The sequence below is a fragment of the Bacillus sp. AF62 genome (genome assembly GCF_050312695.1).
GTDB lineage: Bacteria > Bacillota > Bacilli > Bacillales > Bacillaceae_G > Bacillus_A > Bacillus_A cereus.
Genome location: NZ_JBNPJZ010000076.1, coordinates 54300 through 79964, shown reverse-complemented (window position 1 = coordinate 79964; position 25665 = coordinate 54300). Strand labels below are relative to the sequence as shown.

Below are 25665 nucleotides of genomic sequence, written 5' to 3'. Positions count from 1 at the left end.
TTGCCTTTTTACATATTTTTACCCTATCCTATGAATACCTTACTAGGATAAAAGTTCATCACTACCCACGAATTACGCGGATTGCTTCACCGCGGTCTTTTTGATTGTATACTGCTGATCCAGCTACAAGTACATTTGCTCCTGCTTCCACACAAAGTCTTGCTGTTTCAGCATTTACACCACCATCAACTTCAATTTCTACTTCTAGATTGCGCTCTTTCACCATGTCTGCAACTTGTTTAATTTTCGGTAATACAGAATGGATAAACTTCTGTCCACCAAATCCAGGGTTTACTGTCATAAGTAATACCATATCTATATCTTCTAATACATGCTCAATCACTGAAACTGGCGTATGTGGATTTAATACAACGCCCGCTTTAATACCGTGAGATTTAATTAACTGAATTGTACGATGCAGATGTGGACACGCCTCTACGTGAACAGTAATAATATCCGCTCCCGCTTGTGCGAAAGTCGGGATATAGTTATCAGGATTTTCAATCATTAAATGTACATCTAATGGTAATGATGTAATTCGACGGATAGCTTCTACAATTAATGGTCCAATCGTAATATTTGGTACGAAATGTCCATCCATTACGTCAACGTGAATGTAATCCGCTCCGCCCTTTTCTACATCTTTAATCTCTTCCCCTAATTTTGAAAAATCTGCTGATAAAATCGATGGTGCAATTTTAATCATAACTAATACCTCGGCTTTCTCTCTCTAATTTCTTCTACGAATTGTTTATAGTTCTTATAGCGATATTCTGTAATCTTTCCTTCTTCAACCGCAGCTTTCACAGCACATTTCGGTTCAGAAAGATGTGTACACCCTCTAAATTTACAGTATTGGCTCGCTTCTTTCAACTCTGGAAAACAATATGTAAGATCTTCTACTTCTATATCAATGAAATCTAGTGAACTAAAACCCGGTGTATCTGCTACTAGTCCACTCCCAATTGCAATTAATTCTACGTGTCTTGTCGTATGCTTCCCGCGTCCTAAATGGGAGGAAATATCATTTGTTTTCAGCTCTAATTCTGGACGTAGCACATTAAGCATTGAAGATTTCCCAACACCAGATTGACCCGCAACGACAGAAACACAATTTTCTAAGTATGGTTTTAATATATCAATACTTTCTGACGTATTAATAGAAGTAAATAAAACATCATAACCCATCTCACGATAATCATTTGCATAAGCTTCAACAGTTGCTTTCATCTTTTCATCTACTAAATCCATCTTGCTAATACAAATAATCGGCTTAATGTTATGATATTCAATCAGCACTAAAAATCGATCTAACAGTCCAGGATTAAAATCTGGTTCTACTGCAGAGAACACAAGGATCGCTTGATCGACATTAGCAATAGGAGGTCTAACAAGTTCATTTTTTCGATCAAACACTTCAAGCACATAACCTTCAGTTGGATTATCTGCCTGAAAAACAACTTGGTCTCCTACAAGTGGTGTAATTTTATTTTTTCTAAATACACCTCGCCCACGACATTGCGTAACCCCTTCTTCATGCTGCACGTAATAAAACCCACTTAAAGCTTTTATAATTTTTCCTTCTGGCATAGAATTCTCCTTTTTTTGTATAAGGTGATGCTGAATTTAAAAATGAATGGATTTAAATTTTCCAAATAACGATTTCAAAGCCTACCATATATACTTTCGCTAATATACATTAAATTTCCCATTAAATGCAAAAAAATATTTACAGCTGCATCACTTTACTAGCTTTTTGAATCATATATTTTTGCCTGCTATACCGTCCACTTTGTAGACAGCATAACAGGCAATAATAATAATAATAATAATAATAATAATAATAATAATAATAATAATAATAAGTAGACTTTCACTATTATTGAGTTGGATATGGTACTTCTTTATCAATAATCGTTACTCCATCTCGTACAATTTTATAGTGTCCCTTTGAACCTTCTTGAATTACAAATTCTAAAGAAATAGTCGCTGATTCAGTAATTGTTCTCGTTTCAACCGGTCTATCCATTTTTTGCTGCATGTCTTCTTTATAAATTTCTATTGTTTGCGGCTTTTTTTCACCTGTTACAGCAAGCTCATATGGGATAGAGATATTGTCCACTTTTACCGTTTTAGTCACTTTAGGCTTTTGACCATCAGAGATAATAATAGTTACTTTATCTCCCTCTTTTAATGGTGTACCTGGTTTTGGAAATTGCGAAATTACAAGTCCTTTTTCGACTGAATCTGAATACTCTCGTTTTATATCTGACGTTAGTTTTCTCTCATTCAAATAACCAGTTACACTATTTTCAGTCCACCCCGAAAAGTCACCTGGTCTAATTTGATAAGGACCTTTACTTACCCAGATTTTCAGTTCTTGCTCCGCTTCTATAACCATTTGATCAGGCGTCGGAATTTGCTCTACAATTTCACCTTTCGGCTTATCATTTTCAATATAATTTACTGTAACTTGTTTATATTTTTCTTCTAACTCAGCTTTTACACTCTCAAAGTTTTGCCCTGTGAAATTCGCCATCTTACTTTTCTTTTTTCCACCTGATTGATAGATAGTAATTTTAGCGTTTTCTTTTACGACTCTTCCTGCTACAGGTTCCGTTTTTATTACATCCCCAACTTCAATATCATCTGTATATACAATATTAGGCTCCGTCACCTCAAAGCCCTTTTCTACTAACGTATTTACAGCTGTCGTGTATTTCATACCAGCCACATCAGGAACTTTCACATCTTTCGGAATAAATAATCCTGGAATAACCGTAAGCGCTAATGTTATTCCTATTGCTAAAAATAAAAATGTTGAAATTAAAACTTTAAGCCACTTGTTACTCCGTTTTTTCTTCTTATCTAACTCAGCTGCTTCTGCTCTTATCGGTTCTTCCACTTTACTCCCTTTTAAAACAATCGTTTCATCACTTACATTTTCAAATAATTGTTCTTGTTGAATAATCGGAATCGCTTTCGTCGCTTCCATATCTTCTGGTATGTAAAATGGTTGCTCATTTATCCTCTCTGGATATAGCGCAGTTTCAATATCTCGCTTCATAGCATTGGCAGATTGATATCGATGGAAAGGATCTTTTGCAGTTGCCTTTAATATAATATTTTCAACACTTTGCGGAATATTTTCATTCCATCTTTTTGGTGATGGGATTTCACTTTGTAAATGTTTTAAAGCTATAGCAACAGCAGATTCGCCAGAAAACGGTTGTCTTCCTGTTAACAATTCAAACATAACTATTCCAAGAGAATAAATATCCGATTGTTTATTTGCTATCCCGCCACGTGCCTGTTCTGGTGATAAATAATGGACTGAACCCAGTACTGAATTTGTATGTGTAATTGTTGTTGCACTTGTAGCTGTCGCAATTCCAAAATCTGTTACTTTTATTATTCCATCAGCTCGAATTAAAATATTGTGCGGCTTTATATCACGATGCACAATTTCAAAATGATGGGCGTGTGCCATGGCGGATGTTAACTGCTCCATAATATCAAGAGCTTCTCCTATAGGTAACATACCTCGCTCAATTATGTATTGCTTCAATGTTTGCCCGGGTACATATTCCATGACAAGATAATATATACCATCTTCTTCTCCGACATCATACATATTCACAATATTTGGATGCGACAACGTTGTAACAGACTGCGCTTCTCGATGGAAACGTTTAATAAACTCTTCGTTATTTGAGTAGTCGAGTCTTAATATTTTTACCGCTACATCTCGGCCAAGTATATCATCATGAGCTAAATATACATTGGCCATTCCGCCACCACCAATCATTTTCAGCAGCTTATAACGGTCATTTAAGCGTTTTCCAATCAGCACGTTGCACTTCACCTACTTTCGTTTGTCGAACCCGCATAATCAATAAGAACAAGTGTGATATTATCTTCTCCACCGCGATCATTCGCCAATTGAATGAGACGCTGCCCTTTACCTTCAAGCTGTTCATTTAACTGTAAAATTTGTTGCATATCATCAATAGAAACTTTGTTTGATAACCCATCAGAGCAAAGAAGTAATTGATCATCTTCCTCAAGCACCAACGTTTTAACATCTAATCCAACTTTTTCTTCTGTTCCTAACGCTCTTAATAACACATTCTTTTTCGGATGATACTCTGCATCTTCCTTTGAAATTTCACCATGTCTCACAAGCTCATTTACAAGCGAATGATCTTCCGTTACAAGCGTCATTTCTCCTTCTGATACCATATAGCAACGACTATCTCCTATATGCCCTATCGTCACAAAACTTGGTGTACAAACAGCTATTATAAGCGTTGTTCCCATACCATTACATTCTACATTTTGCTGAGCGTATTCATATATGCGCTCATTAATAATCCCAACACTAGTATGTAACCATTGTTCTACTTTTTTCGGTTCATTCATATTATGCGTTTGCTTCCAATAATCATGGAATAATTGAATGGCCATCGAGCTAGCTACATCACCAGCTCGATGACCTCCCATTCCATCTGCTACTACCGCTAAAACATTTCCATCTAAATTGTGAAAAACTCCTGCACTATCTTCATTATGTTGACGAACTTTTCCTTTATCCGATAGAAATACGGCTTTCATCTCGTCACCTCGTCTCTTCTTTGCGCTCCTTCGCACGCAACTGACCGCAGGCTGCGTCAATATCATGACCTTGTTCACGGCGAATCGTTACATTCACTCCACGATCTTTTAACGTTTTCTCGAACAAGAAAATTTGCTCACGTGGTGTACGTACATAATCACGTTCAGGTACGTAGTTTACCGGGATTAAGTTCACATGACATTTTACACCTTTTAAGAGCGCAGCAAGCTCTTCAGCGTGCTCAACTTGGTCATTTTCTCCTCCAAATAATCCATATTCAAAAGTAATACGGCGCCCTGTTCTATTTACATAGTATTTAATAGCTTCCATTAAATCCGGTAATTTATAAGCACGGTTAATCGGCATTAATTTTGAACGTAATTCTGAGTTTGGAGCATGCAATGAAATCGCAAAATTAATTTGTAGTTCTTCTTCAGCAAACTTATAAATTTTCGGGATAATTCCACTCGTCGAAACAGTCATATGTCTAGCACCAATATGAAGTCCTTTTTCATGGTTAGTGATGCGTAAGAATCCCATTAAATTATCGTAGTTATCAAATGGTTCTCCAATTCCCATAACAACAAGAGAACTTACACGTTCTTCTGTTTCATCAAGCGCACGCTGAACTTCTACTACTTGCGCTACGATTTCTCCAGCTTCTAGGTTTCGTTTTAGTCCACCAAGTGTCGAAGCACAGAACGTACATCCAATACGACAACCAACTTGCGTTGTTACACAAATGGAATTTCCATATTCATGTCGCATTAATACCGTTTCAATAGAATATCCGTCATATAATTGGAATAAGAATTTAATCGTTCCATCTGAAGACGTTTGTTTTACTAACGTGTTTAAAGTAGTAATATCAAAGGAATTCGACAATTTATCACGCAATCCTTTAGAAAGGTTTGACATATCCTCATAATTTTTTACACGTTTTTTATATAGCCAGTCAAAAATTTGTCCAGCGCGGAACTTCGGTTCTCCTTGTTCCTTTAACCAATCTTGCATTTCATGAAGTTGTAAAGAGTAAATTGATGGTTTCTTCGTTTCTACATTTTTCTTTTGTTTTCTTACAGTTGTTTCCATGATGCTACACCTTCTTCCTTAAACAAGCAATATAAAAGCCATCCGTTGCAAAATAATGCGGTAAAATTTGTACTTGACCTTCATTAATATACGGACTTAATTTTTCTGGCATACGTTCTTTTATCGTAGTATCCCATTCAAATTCAGGATGTTCTTTTAAAAATTTATCTATTACTTGTTCATTTTCTATTTTCTCAATTGTGCACGTACTATAAACAAGACGACCGCCTTGTTTTAATACTGGTGCTATTTTTTCTAGTATCGCAAGTTGAATCGTCGATAATCTTTCACTATCGCCTTTATCTTTTCCTAACTTAATATCAGGCTTACGTCTAATTACACCAAATCCAGAACACGGTGCATCTACCAATATTTTATCAAACGTTTCATTTGCAAAGTGCTCTTGCACTTTTCTAGCATCTAGCGCTTTTGTTTCGACATTTTCTAGACCAAGTCGCTCTGCTTGCTGTTTAATTAAACGTACTTTGTGTGCATGTAAATCAAGGGACATGACCTTACCAGTTCCCTTTAATCGTTCCGCGATATGCGTTGTTTTTCCGCCTGGAGCAGCACAACTATCAAGAACTGCATCTCCCGTATTCGGTTCTAAAGCGCGTGCTACAAGCATAGAACTTTCATCTTGAATAGAAAGAAATCCTTTTTTAAACGCTTCTGTATGCGCTACATTTCCTCTTTCAATCTGAATTGCATCATCTGACAAGTCACCACGTTTTGCTTCTATACCTTCACTTGCCAACAACTCAATCGCTTCTTCTACCGTTACCTTATCAACATTCACACGTGCTGTTGGTACAGGCGGTAACATGTTTACTTCGCACATTTTCTCTGCAGTTTCTAAGCCATATGCAGAAGTCCACTCTTGTACAAGCCAAACTGGATGACTCGTCGCAATTGCAAGACGTTCTACTGGATCCTTGATTTCATCTACAGAAGGTACACCTTCTCTCTGAATCGAACGTAATACACCGTTCACCATACCAGCAATTCCTTTATGCCCGCGACGCTTTGCAATCTCAACCGCTTCATGAATAGCCGCTCTTTCTGGCACTCGGTCTAAATAAATCATTTGATATAAAGATAAGCGAAGCAATACTCTTACCCACGCCTCAACCTTCTTTTTTAAAAAAGGCTGTAAATAATAATCTAATGTGTCACGACGTTGAATCGTTCCATATACAATTTCAGTTAATAAACCAATATCTTTTCTATCAATTGCACTTTTTTCAATTAGATTATTTAAAAGCAAGTTGCTATATGCACCACTTTTTTCCACTTGAATTAAACCATCAAGAGCTAATTCACGAACATTTTGTCTCATGCATTTTCTCCTAACTTCGTTCCAATTTCAGGTTTTGTTCCACGTAAAAATTGTGAACAACTCATACGCTTTTTACCAGAAGGTTGCAATTCAGTAATTTTAACACCTGTTTCATTACTAGTTGCTACAACAAAACCATCTTCTTCGATTGCAACAATCGTACCTGCTTCAGCCGGTTCAGTTACAGGCACTTTTTCTCCCCACCATACTTTAACAACTTGTCCTGCTAAAGTTGTATAAGCAACTGGCCATGGATTCAATCCGCGAATGTGATTGTATACTTCCTCACCTGTTTTTGTCCAATCAATTTTCTCTTGTTCACGTTTTATATTGTAAGCAAACGTTACTTCTTCTTCGTTTTGTTTAATCGGTTCTAACTTACCTTGAATTAATAAAGGTACTGTTTTAGATAGAAGGTGTGCTCCAGCTTCACTTAATTTATCAAATAATGAGCCTGTCGTTTCACGCTCTTCAATTTCCACTTCCACTTGCGTTAAGATATCACCAGCATCCAATTTTTCTACCATATACATAATTGTAATACCAGTTTTTTCTTTACCTTCCATAATTGCATAATGAATTGGTGCACCACCACGAAGTTCAGGAAGTAAAGAAGCGTGGACATTAATACATCCATACTTCGGTGCTTCTAAAATTTCATTTGGTACAATCTGACCAAATGCAGCTGTTACAATTAAATCTGGCTCTAATGCCAATACTTTTTCATATTCATCTTTTTCACGAATTTTTAACGGCTGTAACACAGGGATACCATGTTTTTCCGCTTCAACTTTAACAGGTGTAGGTGTTAATACTTTTTTTCTACCTACTGGACGATCAGGTTGCGTCACAACACCTACTACCTCATAGCCATCTTCAATAAGACGACGAAGCACCGGCACTGAAAAGTCCGGTGTTCCCATAAACACTACTTTTATCATTTAAAAACCGCTCCTTTTAACACCTATTCTAATTCGTTTTCTTCATAATATCTTGTCACTTTCGATGTAAATAAAACACCGTGTAAATGATCGATTTCATGTTGAATTGCACGCGCTAAAAATCCTTCCGCTTCTAATAAAAATACTTTCCCACGGCGATTTTGCGCTCTTACTTTAATATAATCGGCACGTTCTACTTCACCATAAAGTCCCGGGAAGCTTAAACAGCCTTCGGGACCTACTTGTTCACCACGTTTTTCTAATATTGATGGATTGATTAACTCGATTTTCCCAGTATCATCATCGACATCAACAACCGCTACTTGCAAGCTTACACCTACTTGAGGCGCAGCTAAACCGACTCCGTCCGCAATTAACATTGTTTCATGCATATCTTTCAACAATTTCACTAACTTTTTATCAAAGTTAATTACTCTTTCGCATGGTGTTTCTAACACTTCATTTGGATGCTTTATTATTTCTAAAACTGCCATATTTCCCTCCGCTACATTAACATTGTTGGATTAAAATCAATTGAGATTTGTAGCTCTTTTTGCATTTCTGCTTGATAATGTTCATTTACCATTTTGAGCACGTTCTTTAAGTTTGGTTCCCGTTTGTATTTTATCATGCATTGATAACGATATCTATCTTTTATCCTTGGAATTGCTGAAGCAACTGGTCCTAACACCATTGTTTGCTGTGAGCAATGCGTTCGTAAATACGAGGCAATTTTTTCCGTCACTTGCACCGCTTTTAATAATTCTGGATGAGATACGGTTATGAGTACAACATAGTAATATGGGGGATATTGTCTTGTTCGCCTCATTTGCATTTCTTGGTCAAAAAACACATCATATTGTTGGTTCTTCGCTAACTCTATACTGTAATGTTCTGGCGTATATGTTTGAATCACAACTTCCCCTGGCAATTCATGTCTACCCGCTCGTCCACTTACTTGCGTCAATAACTGATATGTCTTTTCACTTGCCCGAAAATCAGGTAAGTGAAGCATCGTATCTGCAGTTAAAACCCCAACAAGAGTTACTTTCGGAAAATCTAATCCTTTAGCAATCATTTGTGTTCCAAGTAGTATATCTGCTTTTTCTTCCCCAAACGCCTTTAATAATTTTTCATGCATTCCTTTTCGACTTGTCGTATCTACATCCATTCGAATGACTCGCGCCTCTGGAAATAGTTTTGTAATTTCTTCTTCTACCTTTTGTGTACCTGTACCAAAGAAACGAATGTATGTACTTTGACAAGCAGGACACTCAGTTGGCATATTTTCTTCATAACTACAATAATGACATTTTAAACGATGATTCATTTTATGATATGTCAATGAAATATCACAATGCGGACATTGTACAACATACCCACAATCACGGCACATAACAAATGTAGAATGACCTCTTCTATTTAAAAATAGTACCATCTGTTCTTTCTTTTCTAATCGATCTGCTATTTTTTCATGCAGCGCCTTAGAAAACATTGATCTATTCCCGTCACGAAGTTCTTCTCGCATGTCAACAATCTCTACCGTTGGTAAAGCTTGTTCATTCATACGTTTTTCCATTGTTAGTAGTTCATAAACACCTTTTTTCGCCCTTGCAAACGATTCAAGTGTTGGTGTCGCACTACCAAGAACGATAGGACATTTATGATATTGCCCTCTCCAGATAGCTACATCTCTTGCATGATACCTCGGATTATCTTCTTGTTTGTAACTTGATTCATGCTCTTCATCAATAATAATAATCCCTAAATTCTCAAAAGGCGCAAAAACGGCTGAACGCGCACCAACTACAACTTTCACTTCTTTTCTTAAAATCTTACGCCACTCGTCATACTTTTCTCCAACAGACAACGCACTATGAAGAACTGCAACTTGCGAGCCAAACCTACCTTTAAAACGATCCACCATTTGGGGCGTTAGTGCAATTTCAGGAACAAGAACGATAGCTTCTTTTCCTTTCTCGAGCACTGCTGCTATAGATTGTAAATATACTTCTGTCTTTCCACTTCCTGTAACACCATATAGTAAAAATGGATTATAAGTTTCATTTGTAATTGATGATAAAATCGGTGTAATAACTTGATTTTGTTCCTCCGTAAGTGGAAATGGTTTCGTTTGTTCAAAATCATCATCGTCATACGGATTTCGGTATACTTCCACATACTTTTCTGAAATGAAGCCCTTTTTAACAAGTGCTTTTATTGGAGCATCTGTTATTTGTAACTCTTCTGTAATTATTTTCAACGGTACACTTTTATAATTTTCCACAAAATAATAAAGTACATCTTGTTGTTTTTTACTTTTCAGTTCAAATGCCGCTAATTCCAATTTATCTTCTGGCAACTCCGGCTGAACAACTCTTTGCTTCTTCTTTTGTACTTTATCTTTCACTTGATAAACGACTTCAACCGTACCATTTTTAATTTCTTGTTGAATAGTCCGGTATAAATGTGGCTGCTGCTCGATTACTTCAAAATCAATTGCTTCTTTATCCTGAAATAAATATAGTATTTCAGATGCTATTTCTTCATGCTTACAAATTTGTAGACGTTTTTTATACGTTGCTTTTATCGCAGTTGGAAGCATCACTTGAAAAGCTGAAATCATGTAGCATAACGTTTCACTTGTAAGCCAATATCCAAGCTTTAATAATTCATCATTTAAAACCGGTGTTACATCTAATATTTCATGGATTGTCTTTAACTTCTTACTTTCTACATCCACCGAATCTTTAATCCCAATAATAAAACCTTGTAATTTCCTTGGCCCAAACGGAACTACTACACGCATTCCTGTCTGTACAATATCTTCCCATTTTTCAGGGATAATGTAATCAAATGGTCGATCTGTCTGACGGGCAGGTACATCAACAATTACACTTGCAAATTTCATAAACGATCATCTTCTAACATCATTTCAATTTGCTTTAATATTTCACGAGCTACCTCTTTTTTCAGTAAAAGTGGTAACTCAATAACTTTTCCATCTTTTCTATACATTGTTACAATATTCGTATCCGTGCCAAATCCAGCTCCTTGCGCTTTTACATCATTCGCGACAATCATATCTGCATTTTTCTCACGTAGTTTTTTCGTTGCATATTCCTCTACATTTGTCGTTTCAGCAGCAAAACCGATAAGTAACTGTTTATCCTTTTTCTGACCTAACGTTTTTAAAATATCCACCGTTCTTTCGAGTTCAATGACAGCATCACCATTTTGCTTTTTCATTTTATTATCATGAACATATTTCGGACGATAATCTGCAACTGCTGCTGTTTTAATGACAACGTCTACGTTTTGATAATGTTGAAGAACTGCTTCTAACATATCTTGTGCAGATTCCACTTGCACTGTCGTTACATGTAACGGTGGATTTAATGCTGTCGGTCCTGAAACGAGTATAACATCAGCGCCTAAATTCGCCGCCACTTCTGCAATCGCATACCCCATTTTTCCAGAAGAAAAATTCGTCATAAAACGAACTGGATCAACTTTTTCACGTGTTGGGCCAGCAGTTATTAATATTCTTTTTCCCTGCAATGGTTTGTGTTCTGAGAAAGCTTCCTCTAACCGTGCAATAATCGCTTCAGGTTCTTCTAGTCGTCCCTTCGCTACATATCCACATGCTAAAAAGCCTTCCCCAGGCTCAATAAATGTATATCCTAGCGTTTTCAATGTCATCATATTTTTTTGAACAATTTTATTTTCATACATATGCACATTCATAGCAGGCGCAATCCATACCGGGGCTGTAGTAGCTAACAGAGTAGTTGTAATCATATCATCCGCAATACCACCAGCTAACTTTCCAATACAATTGGCAGTAGCAGGTGCGACAAGTACAACATCCGCCCAATCTGCTAAATCAATATGAGCAATAACAGCCGAGTCTTTCTCATCAAACGTATCCGTATATACATCATGGCGAGAAAGCGCTTGGAATGTAAGAGGCGTAACAAACTTCATTGCCGACTCACTCATCATTACTTTTACAATCGCGCCAGATTGTGTCAATTTACTCGTTAACGCAGCTGCTTTAAAAACCGCAATGCCTCCTGTTACACATAGAAGTATCTTTTTCCCTTTTAGCATATGACTCGTCCTCTTTCTTTTTCAAACTTATAATACTGAAATAGAATTCCCAGCTCGTCAGTACCAATATTTCATTCCTTTCGTAAAAAAATAACAACCTACTTGTAAATAGGTTGTTACCGTTACATAGAAAATTATAAAGTCTATGTTTTATTTTGTCGAAGGCAAAGGCTTATTCAGCTACTTTATCTTCACTTGGTACGTAGCTTAATGCTTCTGCATCGATTTCTTCTAATGCTTTACCTACACATTTATGAGAAACAGGTTGCTCTACAACACAGTTATTAGCAAGTTGCATTTCACGTGCGCGTTTTGCAGCCACTGTTACTAATGTGTACTTAGAATCGATTTTTTGTAGTAATGAGTCAATTGATGGATTTAACATAATTATAGACCCTCCGTCATTTCTTTATAATATTTTGCTACCCTTTCGCGGCGGCAATGTTCGCCAACCACAATTGCTTTAATTCTATCACAAGCTAATTCAACTTGATCGTTTTCTACTACATAGTCGTAAGCGTCCATCATCTCGATTTCTTCTTTCGCTACAGTTAAACGATTTTCAATAACATCTTCAGTCTCTGTACCACGTCCGACAATACGGCTCTTTAGTTCAGATAAACTTGGAGGTGCTAAGAAAATAAATACACCTTCCGGGAAAGCTTTCTTAACTTGAATTGCTCCTTGCACTTCAATTTCTAAGAATACATCTTTTCCTTCTTGTAATGTTTTTTCAACATAGTCAATTGGTGTTCCGTAATAATTACCTACGAACTCAGCCCACTCAAGTAATCTTTCATTACGAATCATTTCCTCAAATTCTTCTCTTTCTTTAAAGAAATAATCTACACCATCTACTTCACCTTCACGCGGCTTACGTGTCGTTACTGAAATAGAGTACTGAAAACGTGTATCCTCATGGCTAAACAGCTCTTTACGAACCGTTCCTTTTCCAACCCCAGAAGGCCCTGAAAGAACGATGAGCAATCCTCTTCTACTTCTCATAAATATGTAAAACCTACCCTTCCTCACTTAAATCTTCTTTATTATTCAAACGATGTGCAATCGTCTCTGGTTGAATTGGACTTAATACAACATGCCCATCATCCATAACAATAACCGCCCTTGTTTTTCTCCCATACGTAGCATCAAGCAAAGCATTATGTTCGCGTGCTTCTTGTACTGTTCGTTTAATAGGAGCTGACTCCGGACTTACAATAGCAATAATTCGATGAGCAGATACAATATTTCCGTATCCAATATTTAAAAACCGCATGGCCATAGTTTGCGCCTCCTAGTAAGTCTATCCGATTTCTCCACCACGTATAACTTTATATATTTTTTGAAAGCTACTCAATATTTTGTACTTGTTCACGAATTTTTTCAAGGTTATTTTTCATTTCTACAACATATTTTGAAATTGTTAAGTCATTTGCCTTAGAACCAATCGTATTAATTTCTCTATGCATCTCTTGCACGATGAAATCCATTTTCCTTCCAACAGGCTCTTCAATCTGCAATGTTTCACGAAATTGCTCTAAATGACTTTGCAAACGGACTAACTCTTCATGAATATCACAACGCTCTGCAAAGATTGCGACTTCTGTTAGCAATCTTTGTTCATCTAACTCTTGATTATGTAATTCTTTTAAGCGATTTTCTAATCGTTCACGATATTTTTGTGTAACAATTGGTGCATGTGGAATAATTGCATTTACACAATTGCTAATCTCTTGTAAACGATACGCTATATCTTTATGTAATCGTTCTCCTTCGTCATCTCTCATCGTTTTCAACATATGAGCAGCTTGACGAACAGCCTCATATAAACTGTTCTCAAAATGTTCATTTACATTTTCTATTTCTTCAATTGCTGTTACTTCTGGCATTGCCATTAATTGCTCGAGTGTAATAGAATCTTGTAATTGAAACTTTCCTTTTATATCTTCCATCATCGATTGGTACTGCTCAAGAAGTGACCAATTCACACTTAATTTTCTTTCAACAAGTCCTTCACCTGCTATACTAATAGACACTTCAATGCGTCCACGTCGAACTTGCTGTGCAATTATTTTACGAATTTTGTCCTCAAATACCATCATTTGCTTAGGAAGTCGAATACTCATCTCTAAAAAACGGTGGTTCACCGATTTCATTTCTACTGTAATTTGAAAAGTATCACTTTCTACTTTCGATCTTCCAAACCCTGTCATACTAGAAATCATTTTTATCACATCCAAGCCATAAAATAACTCAATGAAAAAGGTAATAGAGACAAGGCTCTACTACCTTCTGTAAATTATATCACATTTTCATAACATTGACTATTTCAAGTTTAATCCCTTCTTATATAACATTGGCTTTTTCTTTTTCGCCTTTTTCCCTGTTAATAAAGAACCTACTAGTAAGAAAGTCGGAATTGATGACAAACCTCCAATTAATAACCAATCTCTTGCTTGTATCGGCATTGTGCTAAAAATCGGTTGTAACGGTGGATAATATATCACCACTAGCATGAGTAGTAATGAAATGATAACCGCCCCTACTAAATACACGTTCCCAAATGGATTACGATGAAAGACAGAATGCTCACTACGACAATCAAATACATGAATAAGCTGAGCAAGTACCAACGTCGCGAACGCTACAGTTTGTGCATATTTCAGTTCATTTGGATGTTGGTTATACGCAATAATAAACGCTACTAACGTCACTGCCCCAATTAAAAAACCTCGACTTATTATTTTCCACGCAAGCCCTCTAGCGAATACCCCTTCTTTCGGGTGGCGCGGCGTTCTCTTCATCACATCTCCTTCAGCCTTATCCAAACCTAATGCCATCGCTGGTAAACCATCAGTAACTAAGTTCACCCATAAAATTTGAATAGGAACCATCGGCAGGGGTAATGCAAGTAACATCGCAAATAACATAACTAAAATTTCTCCAACATTTGATGCTAATAAATATCGGATGAACTTACGTATGTTCTCGTATATATTTCTTCCTTCTTTAATCGCTGACTTAATTGTAGCAAAATTATCGTCTAGTAAAACAAGTGAAGAGGCTTCTTTTGCAACATCTGTCCCTGTAATCCCCATCGCTATCCCAATATCCGCTGTTTTTATAGCTGGAGCATCGTTCACTCCATCACCTGTCATCGCTACTATATGCCCTTGATTTTGCAGTGCCTTAACAATTTTTAATTTATGTTCAGGTGATACACGAGCGAATACATACGTATCTTCTACAACATTTTCTAATTCCTCCACATCCATATTCGCGAGTTCTACTCCTTCAACAACGCGTCCATCTGGTGGCAAAACTCCTAATTGTTCAGCAATCGCCATTGCTGTCACTTTATGATCACCTGTAATCATTACTGTTCGAATACCAGCTTCTTTACACTCTTTTACCGCCTGCGCCACTTCTGGTCTTGGTGGGTCAATCATACCTTGTATCCCAACCAACATAAAATCTTTTTCAACGTCTCTTTCATGTTCAATAGAATCCGTTATTTTTAAAGGTTTAAACGCAACTGCAATTGTTCGAAGCGCTTGACTACCTAAGCTATGAATAGCCGCCTGTACTTCTTTTCTATATAGCTCACTTAACGGCTGTTGCTTATCCCCCCATAAAATCGTTTGACTCATTTGTAAAAGAACATCCGGTGCTCCCTTCGTAACAATAAACTTTTTCCCCTCTCGATCTCGTACAATAACACTCATCATTTTTCGAGTTGAATCAAATGGAAATTCACGAATAACTTCAAATTTCCCTTTCAATGCCTCACGTGTTATCCCAGCTTTCATTGCTGCAGCTACAAGCGCTCCCTCTGTTGGATCTCCATCTAATACGTACGCCTTTTTCTTTTGAATAATATTTGCATTGTTACATAGTGAACCAAATGTAAGTAGCTGATAAAGTGCTTTTGTCTTAGCTGGATTCACTTCTTTTTCACCTTTCATAAAAGAGCCATTAGGTTCATATCCTTGCCCTGTCACTTTCCACAATTCTCCGCCTGACCACATATGTGTTACCATCATTTTGTTTTGCGTCATTGTTCCCGTTTTATCAGAACATATAACAGAAGCACAACCTAACGTTTCTACGGCTGGTAACTTTCGTACAATTGCTCTCTTTTTTATCATACGCTGTACACCAAGTGATAAAGCTACTGTAACAATTGCTGGCAACCCTTCTGGAATAGCCGCAACAGCCAGAGACACACCAGCTAAAAACATATGATATACTTCATTCCCTTGATACACACCAGCTAATACAACGAGTGCTGTCAAAATAAGAGCCACAATAATTAATATTTTTCCGAGCTGTTCTAACCTTCTTTGCAGTGGTGTTTCCATTTGCTCTGCATTTTGTAACATATTTGCAATTTGCCCCATCGCTGTATTCATACCAGTTGCTACAACGACTCCTGTACCAGATCCTCGCGTAATCATTGTCCCCATAAAAGCCATATTTTTTTGATCACCAATTGCAACATCTTGCCCTTGCAATGCTTCTACCTTCTTTTGTACAGGTACGGACTCCCCTGTCAAAGCAGACTCTTCAATATATAAACTTGATGCTTCAACAAGACGCACATCAGCCCCAATACGATCACCACTGGAAAACTTAATAATATCACCTAAAACAAGTGCTTTAGATGGTGCTTTTACCCACTTTCCATTCCGCATTACAGTAACTTGTGGAGCGGCTAGTTCCTTTAAAGCTTCCAATGATTTTTCAGCTTTTCTTTCTTGAAAAAATCCGAGAATACCATTGATAATAACAATGGCAACAATAGCAATAGAATCAATGTATTCACCTAAAAACGCAGAAACAATTGTTGCTCCAAACAAAACGAGTACCATGAAATCTTTAAACTGTGCTAAAAATACCATTAGTGCAGAAGGCCTTTTTGCTTCTTCTAATTCATTAGTACCAAATTTCTTTACGCGCCCTTCTGCTTCTTTCTCTGTAAGTCCAACCTTTACATTCGTATTCGTTCTTTCTTCCACTTCATGTGCCCGCATTCCATACCAGTTCATCCTGCCATCGACCTCCTGATTCCAGACATACTCTATTGAAAGCTTATTCAGCCTCGTCCAAAAAAATGCTATAATTAACTTTTAGTTAGAAAGGAGTGTTCATTTATGGCATTCGATGGATTATTTACAAGAGCAATTACACATGAAATTGGAAATTCTCTTTACACAGGAAGAATTTCCAAAATATATCAACCTTCAAAGTATGAGATTTTATTACATATTCGAGCAAACGGAAAGAACCAAAAACTAATTCTTTCGTCTCACCCTACATATGCGCGTCTGCACTTAACGAATCAAAACTACGATTCACCAGCAATACCGCCAATGTTTTGTATGCTTCTTCGTAAACATTTAGAAGGTGGGTTTATTGAAAAAATTGAACAAATTAACTTAGAACGTATTATTCAAATTACAGTTCGCAGTCGGAATGAAATTGGAGACGAATCATTAAAAACATTAGTAATCGAAATAATGGGCCGACATAGTAACATTATCTTAGTAGATACGAAAACAAACGTTATTTTAGATAGCTTAAAACACATATCTTTAGCGGTAAACCGCCATCGTACTGTATACGCTGGAGCTGAATATATTGCACCACCAGCACAACATAAAATTAACCCACTTCAGATTGAAACAAATGATGAATTTATTAGACCACTAGACTTTCTATCTGGAAACATGGATAAACAGCTTGTCGGCACCTTTACGGGAATATCCCCGTTATTCGCAAAAGAAGTAGTGAAAAAAGCTGGTATGGTAAATGAAAAAGCATTAGCGGATGCATTTTTCTCCATACAAAAACCATTATTAACTCATACATATTCACCAGCCATGACTACTTCAAATGGGAAAGAATTCTTTTATCTTTTCCCTCTTGCACACTTGCAAGGAGAAGATAAGACGTTCTCATCTGTTAGTGAATTGCTTGATCGTTTCTTTTTCGGAAAAGCAGAGCGCGATCGTGTAAAACAACAAGCCCATGATTTAGAACGTTTTATGCAAAATGAAAAAAATAAAAACGAGAAAAAACTCATTAAACTCGAAAAAACACTGCAAGATGCTGGAAAAGCAGATAAATATCAACTATTTGGAGAGCTACTTACAGCTAATATGTACGCTTTGAAAAAAGGCGATAAAGATATTGAGGTCGTTAATTATTACGATGAAAATGGCGGAACTGTAAAAATCACATTAGATCCTTTAAAAACACCATCTGAAAATGCACAACGCTATTTCCAAAAGTATCAAAAAGCAAAAAATTCAGTTGTTGTTGTAGAAGAACAAATTGAAAAAACCAATGAAGAAATTCTTTATTTTGATAGCTTACTTCAACAAATGGAAGCTGCTTCTTCAAAAGATATTGAAGAAATTCGTGAGGAATTAGCTGAAGAAGGTTATGTGCGCAATCGCAAAACGAAAAACGCAAAGAAAAAGCCTACTAAGCCAGTATTAGATAAATATTTAGCAAGTGATGGCACAGAGATTTTCGTTGGTAAAAACAATAAACAAAATGATTATTTAACAACGAAGTTTGCCCGCCGTGATGAGATTTGGTTACATACGAAAGACATACCTGGCTCTCACGTTGTCATTCGTTCTTTAGAGCCTGCTGAAGAAACTTTACTAGAAGCTGCCAAAATTGCCGCTTATTACAGTAAAGCGAAAGAGTCTAGCTCTGTACCTGTTGATTTCACTAAAATACGCCATGTGAAAAAACCGAGTGGTGCAAAACTTGGTTTTGTTACGTACGACAATCAGCAAACCGTATATGTAACACCAGATGCTGATATTGTAATGAAATTAAAAGCGTAAATACAAAAATGCGTTGCTTATAAGCAACGCATTTTTTATATTCGTTCACACTAGTTCATATACCCATTTACTAATTCATAACATCTTGCTTTTGTCATCTTATATTTCTCTTCCGAAGCTTCTATACGCCTCATCGTTCCGTTATTTGTATCAGTACCAATTGCTTTAACTTTACTTTCTTTTTCTTTAACCCACGCAATTTGTTTCGTTTTTAACGACTGAAACGCATCAGGTGACATCGTACTTTTTAATGTACTGTAAATTTCATTTAGTTTATTATCCCACAGTTCATAATTTCCTTCTATTTCATTTACTATATCATTGGTTGACATAGCATTCGTATGTTTTTCTTGTTTATCTATAGCAGCTAATTCACTTAAAACATTTGCTCTATCTATCTTTGAAGAAGATTCTTTTTGCGATTGTTTCTCTTCTTTTGAGCCTGTATACGCACTCGAATCCTTTCTCTGTACTTGTTCTGTTTCTTGAATATTTCTTTCTTTCGTTACCTTTTCATACCTATTTTTATCTACATTGTATGAAATAAGAGATGTTTTCGCATTTACAGTAATTAATCCGTTACTATCTTTGAATATGTATTTCTTATCGCCACTATTTTCTTCACTTACAAATGACACATTCTTATCGTCTGGCATTTTTAAAATTCTATTTGCTTCTTCTTTTGTAAGTTTTAAATCTTCAGGAAAAACGAATGACCATTTATCCATTAACCATTCCCCTTCTTTATACACCAAATGAAATTCCCAATCTTGGGCCGCATGACCTATTTCATCTTCTAAACTTAATGTATGTACCGTTAAATTTTCTTTATCTTGTGAAGAAGAAAATCTTATTTCAGTTTGAAAATAATTTGGGAATGGTAACATATCAGTCTCTCTCGATCTATTAAAGTTAGCAAGCAATTCAGGAAGCTGATTCTCTACAAACTTTTCTGAAACCAATCCTTTAACTCCTTTTTTAGCTGTCTCTAAATCCCCAGGATTATTTCGGCTCCATCCATTTTCTTTTTCCATCTCACTAAACGCATTTGCTATTCCATCTACACTCTTTCTTACAATCTTTTTCGCTTCTTTTTCTGTCACTTCTGGCGCTTCATCAAGCTGTTCAATCGTTTCATTTACTTGAACTTTGTGTTCGCTTGTTTCACACCCCGTTATAACAAGCATACTAGCGGTCAAACAAAATGACATTACTTTACTTAATTTCTTCATACACTCACATTCCTTAACCCAGTTTTTTTCGTTACATCTCTTTACCTATAAAAAACGTAACAATCCCTTATTATACCAATTAACTTAATTTATTTATACAAAAAATATAATATTTAAATTAAAAAGATTTTCGTTTGCGAGTTTATATTATTGTTCAGTCACATAAAAACTTACTGTAAAAATTTTATATATATTTATTTTACATTCGTCTAGTTTTTTTGACACACAGCTACCCTCTTCTCTTTTATTCTAAATAAATATACTGGCACAATTCTTGCTTTATTAATGTAAAAAGGAGGAATTAAAATGAATGTAAGAATAACTAACATCCAAAAACAACTACATAATTACGGAATCGACGGGTTACTTATTACAAAAAAAGAAAACCGTCAATACGCAACAAACTTTACAGGTAGCGCAGGCGTTGTCTTAATCGCTGCGCATAAAGCTATTTTCATTACTGATTTCCGTTACGTAGATCAAGCAAAAACGGAAATAAAAGCAGCAGAAATTATTATGCATAAAGGAAATTTAGAAGAAGAAGTTGCAAATCAAGTATCAAAATTAAACATTCAAAAACTTGGTATAGAAGACAATAATATGACTTTGCAACAATTTAAGAAACTACAAAAATATATACATACAGAAATGGTTCCAGTGTGTGAGATCATTGAAGATATTCGACTTATTAAAGACACATCTGAAATAGAAACAATGAAAATCGCAGCTACAATCGCTGACGAAGCATTTCACCATATTGTTACATTTCTAAAGCCTGGAATAAGCGAGACTGACGTTCGAGATGAGTTAGAATTTTTCATGCGAAAAAAAGGGGCTACATCTTCTTCATTCCAAATCATTGTAGCCTCAGGCGTTCGTTCTTCACTTCCCCATGGAGTTGCATCAAATAAAATAATCGAACGAGGCGATATCGTTACATTAGACTTCGGTGCACTTTACGACGGATATTGTTCCGATATAACACGTACCGTAGCAATCGGGGAACCATCGGAAGAATTCCAAAAAATATACAATGTTGTACGAGAAGCGTTAAAGCGTGGGACTGAAGCAATTAAGCCTGGAGAAACTGCGAAAAGTATCGATGATATAACGAGGAATTACATTACAGAACATGGATACGGTCAATACTTTGGCCACTCTACCGGGCACGGTCTTGGGTTAGAAATACATGAACCACTTCGCCTATCCCAAGAAAGCAAGGCAACTTTACAAGAAGGTATGGTTGTTACAGTTGAGCCGGGCATTTACATACCGAACTGGGGCGGTTGTAGAATCGAAGATGATATTGTCATCACCAAAGATGGTTATGACGTTATTACAAAATCAAATAGAGAACTAATTATAATCCCTTGTTAATATTATGAAGGTTTAAACAAAACTTTTTTTGCACATAGAATTCCTTCTCTGGAGTATTCATTTAAAGAGGGGGAATTTTAATTGAATTTTGTAATTGATAAATTGGAGGGTTTACATGTAGAATTTTCAAAGCTTGTTTCCATGATGAATTACGCTCGCTATACAACAATGCAAGCAGTGGAAAGTTTAACAATTGAAGAACTTGATTATTTATATGATAAGGAAGCAAATTCAATTGGCATGTTATTGTATCATATGGCTGCTATTGAATTTTACTACCAGATTCATACTTTTGAAGACCGTGAACCAACGGAGGCTGAATTAGAACGCTGGTTACCTGACATTGAATTAGGCGATCTTGGGCGTGAGAAAATAAAAGGAAACGCTATAGAATTTTACATAAATACATTACAAGAAGTACGTTCCAAAACAATCGAGACTTTTCAATCGTTACCTGATGAATGGTTATTTAAAACGACAGACTTTTGGTATGACAAACCAGCAAATAACTATTTTAAGTGGTTTCACGTTTTTGAAGATGAAATCAATCATCGTGGACAAATTCGTTTAATTAAAAAGATGCAAAAAGCTCATGCAGTAAAATGAGGAAATGCCACCGAATAAAGTGGCATTTTCTTTTATTCATTAACGAATAGCTTTCCGTTTACTATTTTAGTGACTACCACTACCAACATTAAAATGCATATTAAATATAGCATTTTCGCAATAAACAACCACCCTTGAAACATTACAATTCCATCTATTATCTCATTTCCTTTCCATAACAAAAACGGAATTGTGCTGATTATAATGACAAATTCGATGCTGAAAACCATTTTCTTTTTTCGACTATATGCTTTCCATTCATTCCAGCGATACATAGGAGCAAAAATCAATACTCCTATACATAATATAACTGGTACCCATTCACTGTTAAGAAATTGTCCTGAAATAATTGATAATAGTAAACAAACTAGCACACCATAATATCCTATTTTTTCTCTCATTCGTACTCCCCCATTCTACTTCTCCTTTAATATGTAACTTGCTATACTTATAACAATTCTTAGAAAAATAACAACTATAATTACAAGATAAAGACCGTTTGCAGAAGACATCCATTCTTGAAAAATAGACATTTTCTCCATTTGTTTCTGACCCTCTATTTAAATAACCCCTGCGAACAATGAGCAAACAACGATGATACCTATCATAATTCCGATACTTTTTACTGTATTGTTTCATACCATCCCAGTTATATAAAAGTATAAATACAAACCCGAAAACAGGTATAATACTTATCCATTCATTGTTTGTAAATAGCTTTAAAATGATTAATAGACTACAAGATATGATAAATCCCAAAAATCCAATTTTTTTGTGCATAAGCCCTCCTCGAATTCCATTTTTAGGATTAATTGTATTGTAACATCCATTTTTTATCCTTACCATTTCAGTACATGAAATTTTACCTTTTTTTCTGTTTCTTATACTCACATACTTTCCCTACTTTCATACAATAAACTACACGATTGCCTAAGGATGTGAATGTTATGGGCGTTGAATTAACGCTATTACACGCTCTCTATGTTATTTGTTTACTCACTATTATTACCTTTTTTATTCTCCGGAAAGATACTACAATTATTTGTATCGTTTTTATCTTTTTATTAGCATTAACTGCTACAAGTTCTATCCCTCTTGCCGTTAGCGGCATTTTTCAAAGTTTTATTTACGCCATTACTGAGCTATTACCAACTATATTAATCATTTCTATTATTGTATCCATGAGCAATTTACTCGTTCATACCGGTATAAATGATACAATGATTTCACCATTTACAAAGATGATCCGTACCCCTACCCTCGCCTACTGGATTATTGGCCTTTTGATGATGACAATTTCTTTCTTCTTTTGGCCTTCTCCCGCTGTCGCCTTAATGGGAGCTATTTTATTACCGGTTGCTGTACGCGTCGGTCTCCCCCCAATTGGAGTAGCAATTGCTATGAACTTATTCGGTCATGGGATTGCTTTATCCGGCGACTTCGTTATACAAGGCGCACCAAAATTAACCGCAGACGCTGCTGGTCTCCCTGTTTCCAGCGTCGTATCTGCAAGTGTTCCACTCGTTATCGTTATGGGCGTTGTGACAACTTCCGTCGCTTTTTTCTTCTTACGAAAAGAGTTTCATACAGGCTTAGCTATACAAGAATCTATTCTATCAACTGAGTCTTCTAAAACGCTCACTTCATTATCTCCTCGCACAAAGAAATGGCTCGCTATTTGTATCCCTATCGTATATATCATTGATATCCTTTGCATGATTCAATTTCAACTACAAGGAAGCGACGCAACTGCACTTATCGGCGGAACAACTGTTATTATGATTATCATCATTTCTCTCATCGCCTACAAAGGTAATGGACTGAATAAAACGACCGATTATTTCATAGAAGGGCTCCAATTTGGCTTTAAAATTTTCGGACCAGTTATTCCTATCGCTGCACTCTTTTATTTAGGAGATAGTGGCTTTGTGAAAATTATCGGAGACTATTTACCGAAAGGTTCACACGGAATCATTAACGACTTAGGCATCGCTTTATCTCAAACTGTTCCTTTAAATCAATATGTATCGGCAGGGACATTAACCATCGTGGGTGTCATTACCGGCTTAGATGGATCAGGTTTTTCAGGTATATCACTTGCTGGTTCCATTGCCAATCTTTTTGGAACAGCACTTGGCCATGGCACAGCTACATTAACAGCACTCGGGCAAATTGCAGCTATATGGACCGGGGGCGGGACGTTAATTCCTTGGGCACTTATTCCTGCTGCTGCGATTTGTAAAGTCGATCCATTTGAACTTGCACGCCGAAACTTTTTACCGGTTGTTATCGATTTAATTGTCACCACAATCGTTGCGATGTTTATCCTATAACGTAACCAAGTGTTCTCTTGCTTACGTTTTTTGCTTGTAAAATTCATCATGAATTGTCAGTTTTCAAGAGGGATTCGTTATTACTTAGCGAAATTATATTAGGAGAGTAATTATTTCAAAACGTTTACGAGAAACAGATTACTGCAATTAGAAAAGGGGACATACCTATGAATGAATTGATTTTCGTCTTATTAATTTGTCCATTATTTATCTTTATCGTATCTGTTATTGGAACACGCAAAACGAAAACGTATTACGTAATGCCGATTGTAACGTTTGCTAGTTTTTTAATAATAGGTGTTATCGCCTTTACTCCAAAATTTTTCTTTTGGGTTGGCATGTACAGCATCTTCTCGTTTATCGTTTCTTAAATGACGCTATTGTTTGTGAAAGGATATGAGGTTGCTGAAAACGCTAAATAGTTGTTAACAAGGAGACAGCAATATGATTTTCTTTGATATTGATGGAACTTTACTTGATTATGAGGCTGCTGAAAGAAATGGTATTATAGATTTTTTTCAAATATATAATACTATTTTTTCAGGCAATGAATTAGAGGCAACGAAAGTCTGGCATGAATTATCAGAAGAATATTTCAAAAAATTTTTATCCAGGGAATTATCTTTTCAAGAACAACAAGTAATGCGAATGTATCATTTATTTAAAACATATGGAGTAAACCTATCACCCAAAGAATCTCAGCATAGATTCAATCAATATATAGAACTATATAAGAACAACTGGACCGCGTTTGAAGATGTACACTATACATTACAGAACTTGCAGCAAGGCGGTCACTCATTAGGTATCATTAGTAATGGTGACTATGAACAACAAGTCGAAAAATTAACTGCCCTAAACATTTTAAAACATTTCAAATATATATTTACTTCTAGTGAACTTGGTATATCGAAACCAGATCCTGAAATTTTTCACAGAACCGTATTACAATCGAACCTTGAAATGAAAGATTGCTATTATATTGGCGATCGATTAGAGACTGATGCGATTAGTAGTACAGCAGCTGGGATGCAAGGGATATGGTTAAATCGAGATAACTCACAACTCAAGTACGATATTCCTACTATCTGTTCTTTACATGAAGTTTTAACAATAATATAAAAAACGACCGCGTTCCCCCGCGGTCGTTTTTT

23 protein-coding genes and 1 pseudogene are annotated in these 25665 nt (G+C 36.1%); 6 read left to right on the top strand and 18 right to left on the bottom strand.

The window, feature by feature from the left end; all coding sequences use genetic code 11:
• Positions 1 to 61 precede the first annotated feature (61 nt).
• From rpe to ACQRBL_RS18505, 15 genes are all read right to left on the bottom strand, one after another.
• Positions 62 to 706, bottom strand: coding sequence for a ribulose-phosphate 3-epimerase (rpe, locus tag ACQRBL_RS18575; protein WP_411995997.1), 645 nt, complete (start codon positions 704 to 706; stop codon positions 62 to 64).
• Between the two features lie 2 nt (positions 707 to 708).
• A complete protein-coding gene (gene rsgA / locus ACQRBL_RS18570) occupies positions 709 to 1590 on the bottom strand; it encodes a ribosome small subunit-dependent GTPase A (protein WP_001113932.1) in 882 nt (293 codons plus the stop codon).
• A gap of 289 nt (positions 1591 to 1879) precedes the next feature.
• Positions 1880 to 3853 carry a Stk1 family PASTA domain-containing Ser/Thr kinase gene (gene pknB / locus ACQRBL_RS18565; RefSeq protein ID WP_097920339.1) on the bottom strand — a complete coding sequence of 658 codons (1974 nt, stop codon included), beginning with the start codon at positions 3851 to 3853 and terminating at the stop codon, positions 1880 to 1882.
• An 8-nt stretch (positions 3854 to 3861) separates the two neighbouring features.
• Entirely contained in the window at positions 3862 to 4614 is a 753-nt protein-coding gene (locus tag ACQRBL_RS18560) for a Stp1/IreP family PP2C-type Ser/Thr phosphatase (RefSeq protein WP_000648708.1), read from the bottom strand.
• A 4-nt stretch (positions 4615 to 4618) separates the two neighbouring features.
• Positions 4619 to 5707 carry a 23S rRNA (adenine(2503)-C(2))-methyltransferase RlmN gene (gene rlmN, locus ACQRBL_RS18555; protein ID WP_000450550.1) on the bottom strand — a complete coding sequence of 363 codons (1089 nt, stop codon included), beginning with the start codon at positions 5705 to 5707 and terminating at the stop codon, positions 4619 to 4621.
• A 4-nt stretch (positions 5708 to 5711) separates the two neighbouring features.
• Entirely contained in the window at positions 5712 to 7046 is a 1335-nt protein-coding gene (gene rsmB / locus ACQRBL_RS18550) for a 16S rRNA (cytosine(967)-C(5))-methyltransferase RsmB (RefSeq protein ID WP_098376884.1), read from the bottom strand.
• Positions 7043 to 7987 carry a methionyl-tRNA formyltransferase gene (fmt, locus tag ACQRBL_RS18545; RefSeq protein ID WP_000598805.1) on the bottom strand — a complete coding sequence of 315 codons (945 nt, stop codon included), beginning with the start codon at positions 7985 to 7987 and terminating at the stop codon, positions 7043 to 7045. Before fmt ends, rsmB begins: the two co-directional genes overlap by 4 nt.
• A 23-nt stretch (positions 7988 to 8010) precedes the next feature.
• Positions 8011 to 8481 carry a peptide deformylase gene (gene def, locus ACQRBL_RS18540; RefSeq protein WP_000279455.1) on the bottom strand — a complete coding sequence of 157 codons (471 nt, stop codon included), beginning with the start codon at positions 8479 to 8481 and terminating at the stop codon, positions 8011 to 8013.
• Between the two features lie 11 nt (positions 8482 to 8492).
• Positions 8493 to 10898, bottom strand: a complete 2406-nt coding sequence (priA, locus tag ACQRBL_RS18535) for a primosomal protein N' (protein ID WP_023522849.1) — start codon at positions 10896 to 10898, stop codon at positions 8493 to 8495.
• Positions 10895 to 12100: a bifunctional phosphopantothenoylcysteine decarboxylase/phosphopantothenate--cysteine ligase CoaBC gene (gene coaBC / locus ACQRBL_RS18530; RefSeq protein WP_000911748.1), complete on the bottom strand. Its 1206-nt coding sequence runs from the start codon at positions 12098 to 12100 to the stop codon at positions 10895 to 10897. Before coaBC ends, priA begins: the two co-directional genes overlap by 4 nt.
• 172 nt (positions 12101 to 12272) lie before the next feature.
• A complete protein-coding gene (gene rpoZ, locus ACQRBL_RS18525; RefSeq protein ID WP_000933961.1) occupies positions 12273 to 12485 on the bottom strand; it encodes a DNA-directed RNA polymerase subunit omega in 213 nt (70 codons plus the stop codon).
• A gap of 2 nt (positions 12486 to 12487) precedes the next feature.
• Positions 12488 to 13105 carry a guanylate kinase gene (gmk, locus tag ACQRBL_RS18520; RefSeq protein WP_001257742.1) on the bottom strand — a complete coding sequence of 206 codons (618 nt, stop codon included), beginning with the start codon at positions 13103 to 13105 and terminating at the stop codon, positions 12488 to 12490.
• A 13-nt stretch (positions 13106 to 13118) separates the two neighbouring features.
• Complete coding sequence (gene remA / locus ACQRBL_RS18515) at positions 13119 to 13382, bottom strand: extracellular matrix/biofilm regulator RemA (RefSeq protein ID WP_001251456.1); 264 nt, start codon at positions 13380 to 13382, stop codon at positions 13119 to 13121.
• Between the two features lie 67 nt (positions 13383 to 13449).
• Positions 13450 to 14325, bottom strand: a complete 876-nt coding sequence (locus ACQRBL_RS18510) for a YicC/YloC family endoribonuclease (protein ID WP_000625865.1) — start codon at positions 14323 to 14325, stop codon at positions 13450 to 13452.
• A 99-nt stretch (positions 14326 to 14424) separates the two neighbouring features.
• A complete protein-coding gene (locus tag ACQRBL_RS18505; protein WP_001104774.1) occupies positions 14425 to 17148 on the bottom strand; it encodes a calcium-translocating P-type ATPase, SERCA-type in 2724 nt (907 codons plus the stop codon).
• 105 nt (positions 17149 to 17253) lie between these two features.
• Here ACQRBL_RS18505 and ACQRBL_RS18500 point away from each other — a divergent pair, with 105 nt between their 5' ends.
• Positions 17254 to 18963, top strand: coding sequence for an Rqc2 family fibronectin-binding protein (locus ACQRBL_RS18500; RefSeq protein ID WP_411995996.1), 1710 nt, complete (start codon positions 17254 to 17256; stop codon positions 18961 to 18963).
• Positions 18964 to 19013: 50 nt separating this feature from the next.
• Here the strand turns inward: ACQRBL_RS18500 and ACQRBL_RS18495 are convergent, their stop codons facing one another.
• On the bottom strand, positions 19014 to 20195 hold the full coding sequence (locus tag ACQRBL_RS18495) for a lysozyme inhibitor LprI family protein (protein WP_000736531.1): 1182 nt from the start codon (positions 20193 to 20195) through the stop codon (positions 19014 to 19016).
• 306 nt (positions 20196 to 20501) lie between these two features.
• Between ACQRBL_RS18495 and ACQRBL_RS18490 the strand changes: the two genes are divergently transcribed.
• Both ACQRBL_RS18490 and ACQRBL_RS18485 read left to right on the top strand, forming a co-directional pair.
• A complete protein-coding gene (locus tag ACQRBL_RS18490) occupies positions 20502 to 21572 on the top strand; it encodes a M24 family metallopeptidase (RefSeq protein ID WP_001102865.1) in 1071 nt (356 codons plus the stop codon).
• An 81-nt stretch (positions 21573 to 21653) separates the two neighbouring features.
• On the top strand, positions 21654 to 22178 hold the full coding sequence (locus ACQRBL_RS18485; protein ID WP_411995995.1) for a DinB family protein: 525 nt from the start codon (positions 21654 to 21656) through the stop codon (positions 22176 to 22178).
• Between the two features lie 32 nt (positions 22179 to 22210).
• Here ACQRBL_RS18485 and ACQRBL_RS18480 read toward each other — a convergent pair whose 3' ends face one another.
• Entirely contained in the window at positions 22211 to 22579 is a 369-nt protein-coding gene (locus ACQRBL_RS18480; protein ID WP_327879533.1) for a YoqO family protein, read from the bottom strand.
• A 15-nt stretch (positions 22580 to 22594) separates the two neighbouring features.
• Positions 22595 to 22958: pseudogene (locus ACQRBL_RS18475) on the bottom strand (YoqO family protein).
• A 167-nt stretch (positions 22959 to 23125) separates the two neighbouring features.
• Here ACQRBL_RS18475 and ACQRBL_RS18470 point away from each other — a divergent pair.
• The 3 genes from ACQRBL_RS18470 to ACQRBL_RS18460 all read left to right on the top strand — a co-directional run bounded on the left by ACQRBL_RS18470 (position 23126) and on the right by ACQRBL_RS18460 (position 25633).
• Positions 23126 to 24511, top strand: a complete 1386-nt coding sequence (locus tag ACQRBL_RS18470) for a hypothetical protein (protein ID WP_411995994.1) — start codon at positions 23126 to 23128, stop codon at positions 24509 to 24511.
• 167 nt (positions 24512 to 24678) lie between these two features.
• Entirely contained in the window at positions 24679 to 24882 is a 204-nt protein-coding gene (locus ACQRBL_RS18465; RefSeq protein WP_411995993.1) for a YbeF family protein, read from the top strand.
• A gap of 73 nt (positions 24883 to 24955) precedes the next feature.
• Entirely contained in the window at positions 24956 to 25633 is a 678-nt protein-coding gene (locus ACQRBL_RS18460; RefSeq protein WP_000575793.1) for an HAD family hydrolase, read from the top strand.
• Positions 25634 to 25665: the final 32 nt, after the last annotated feature.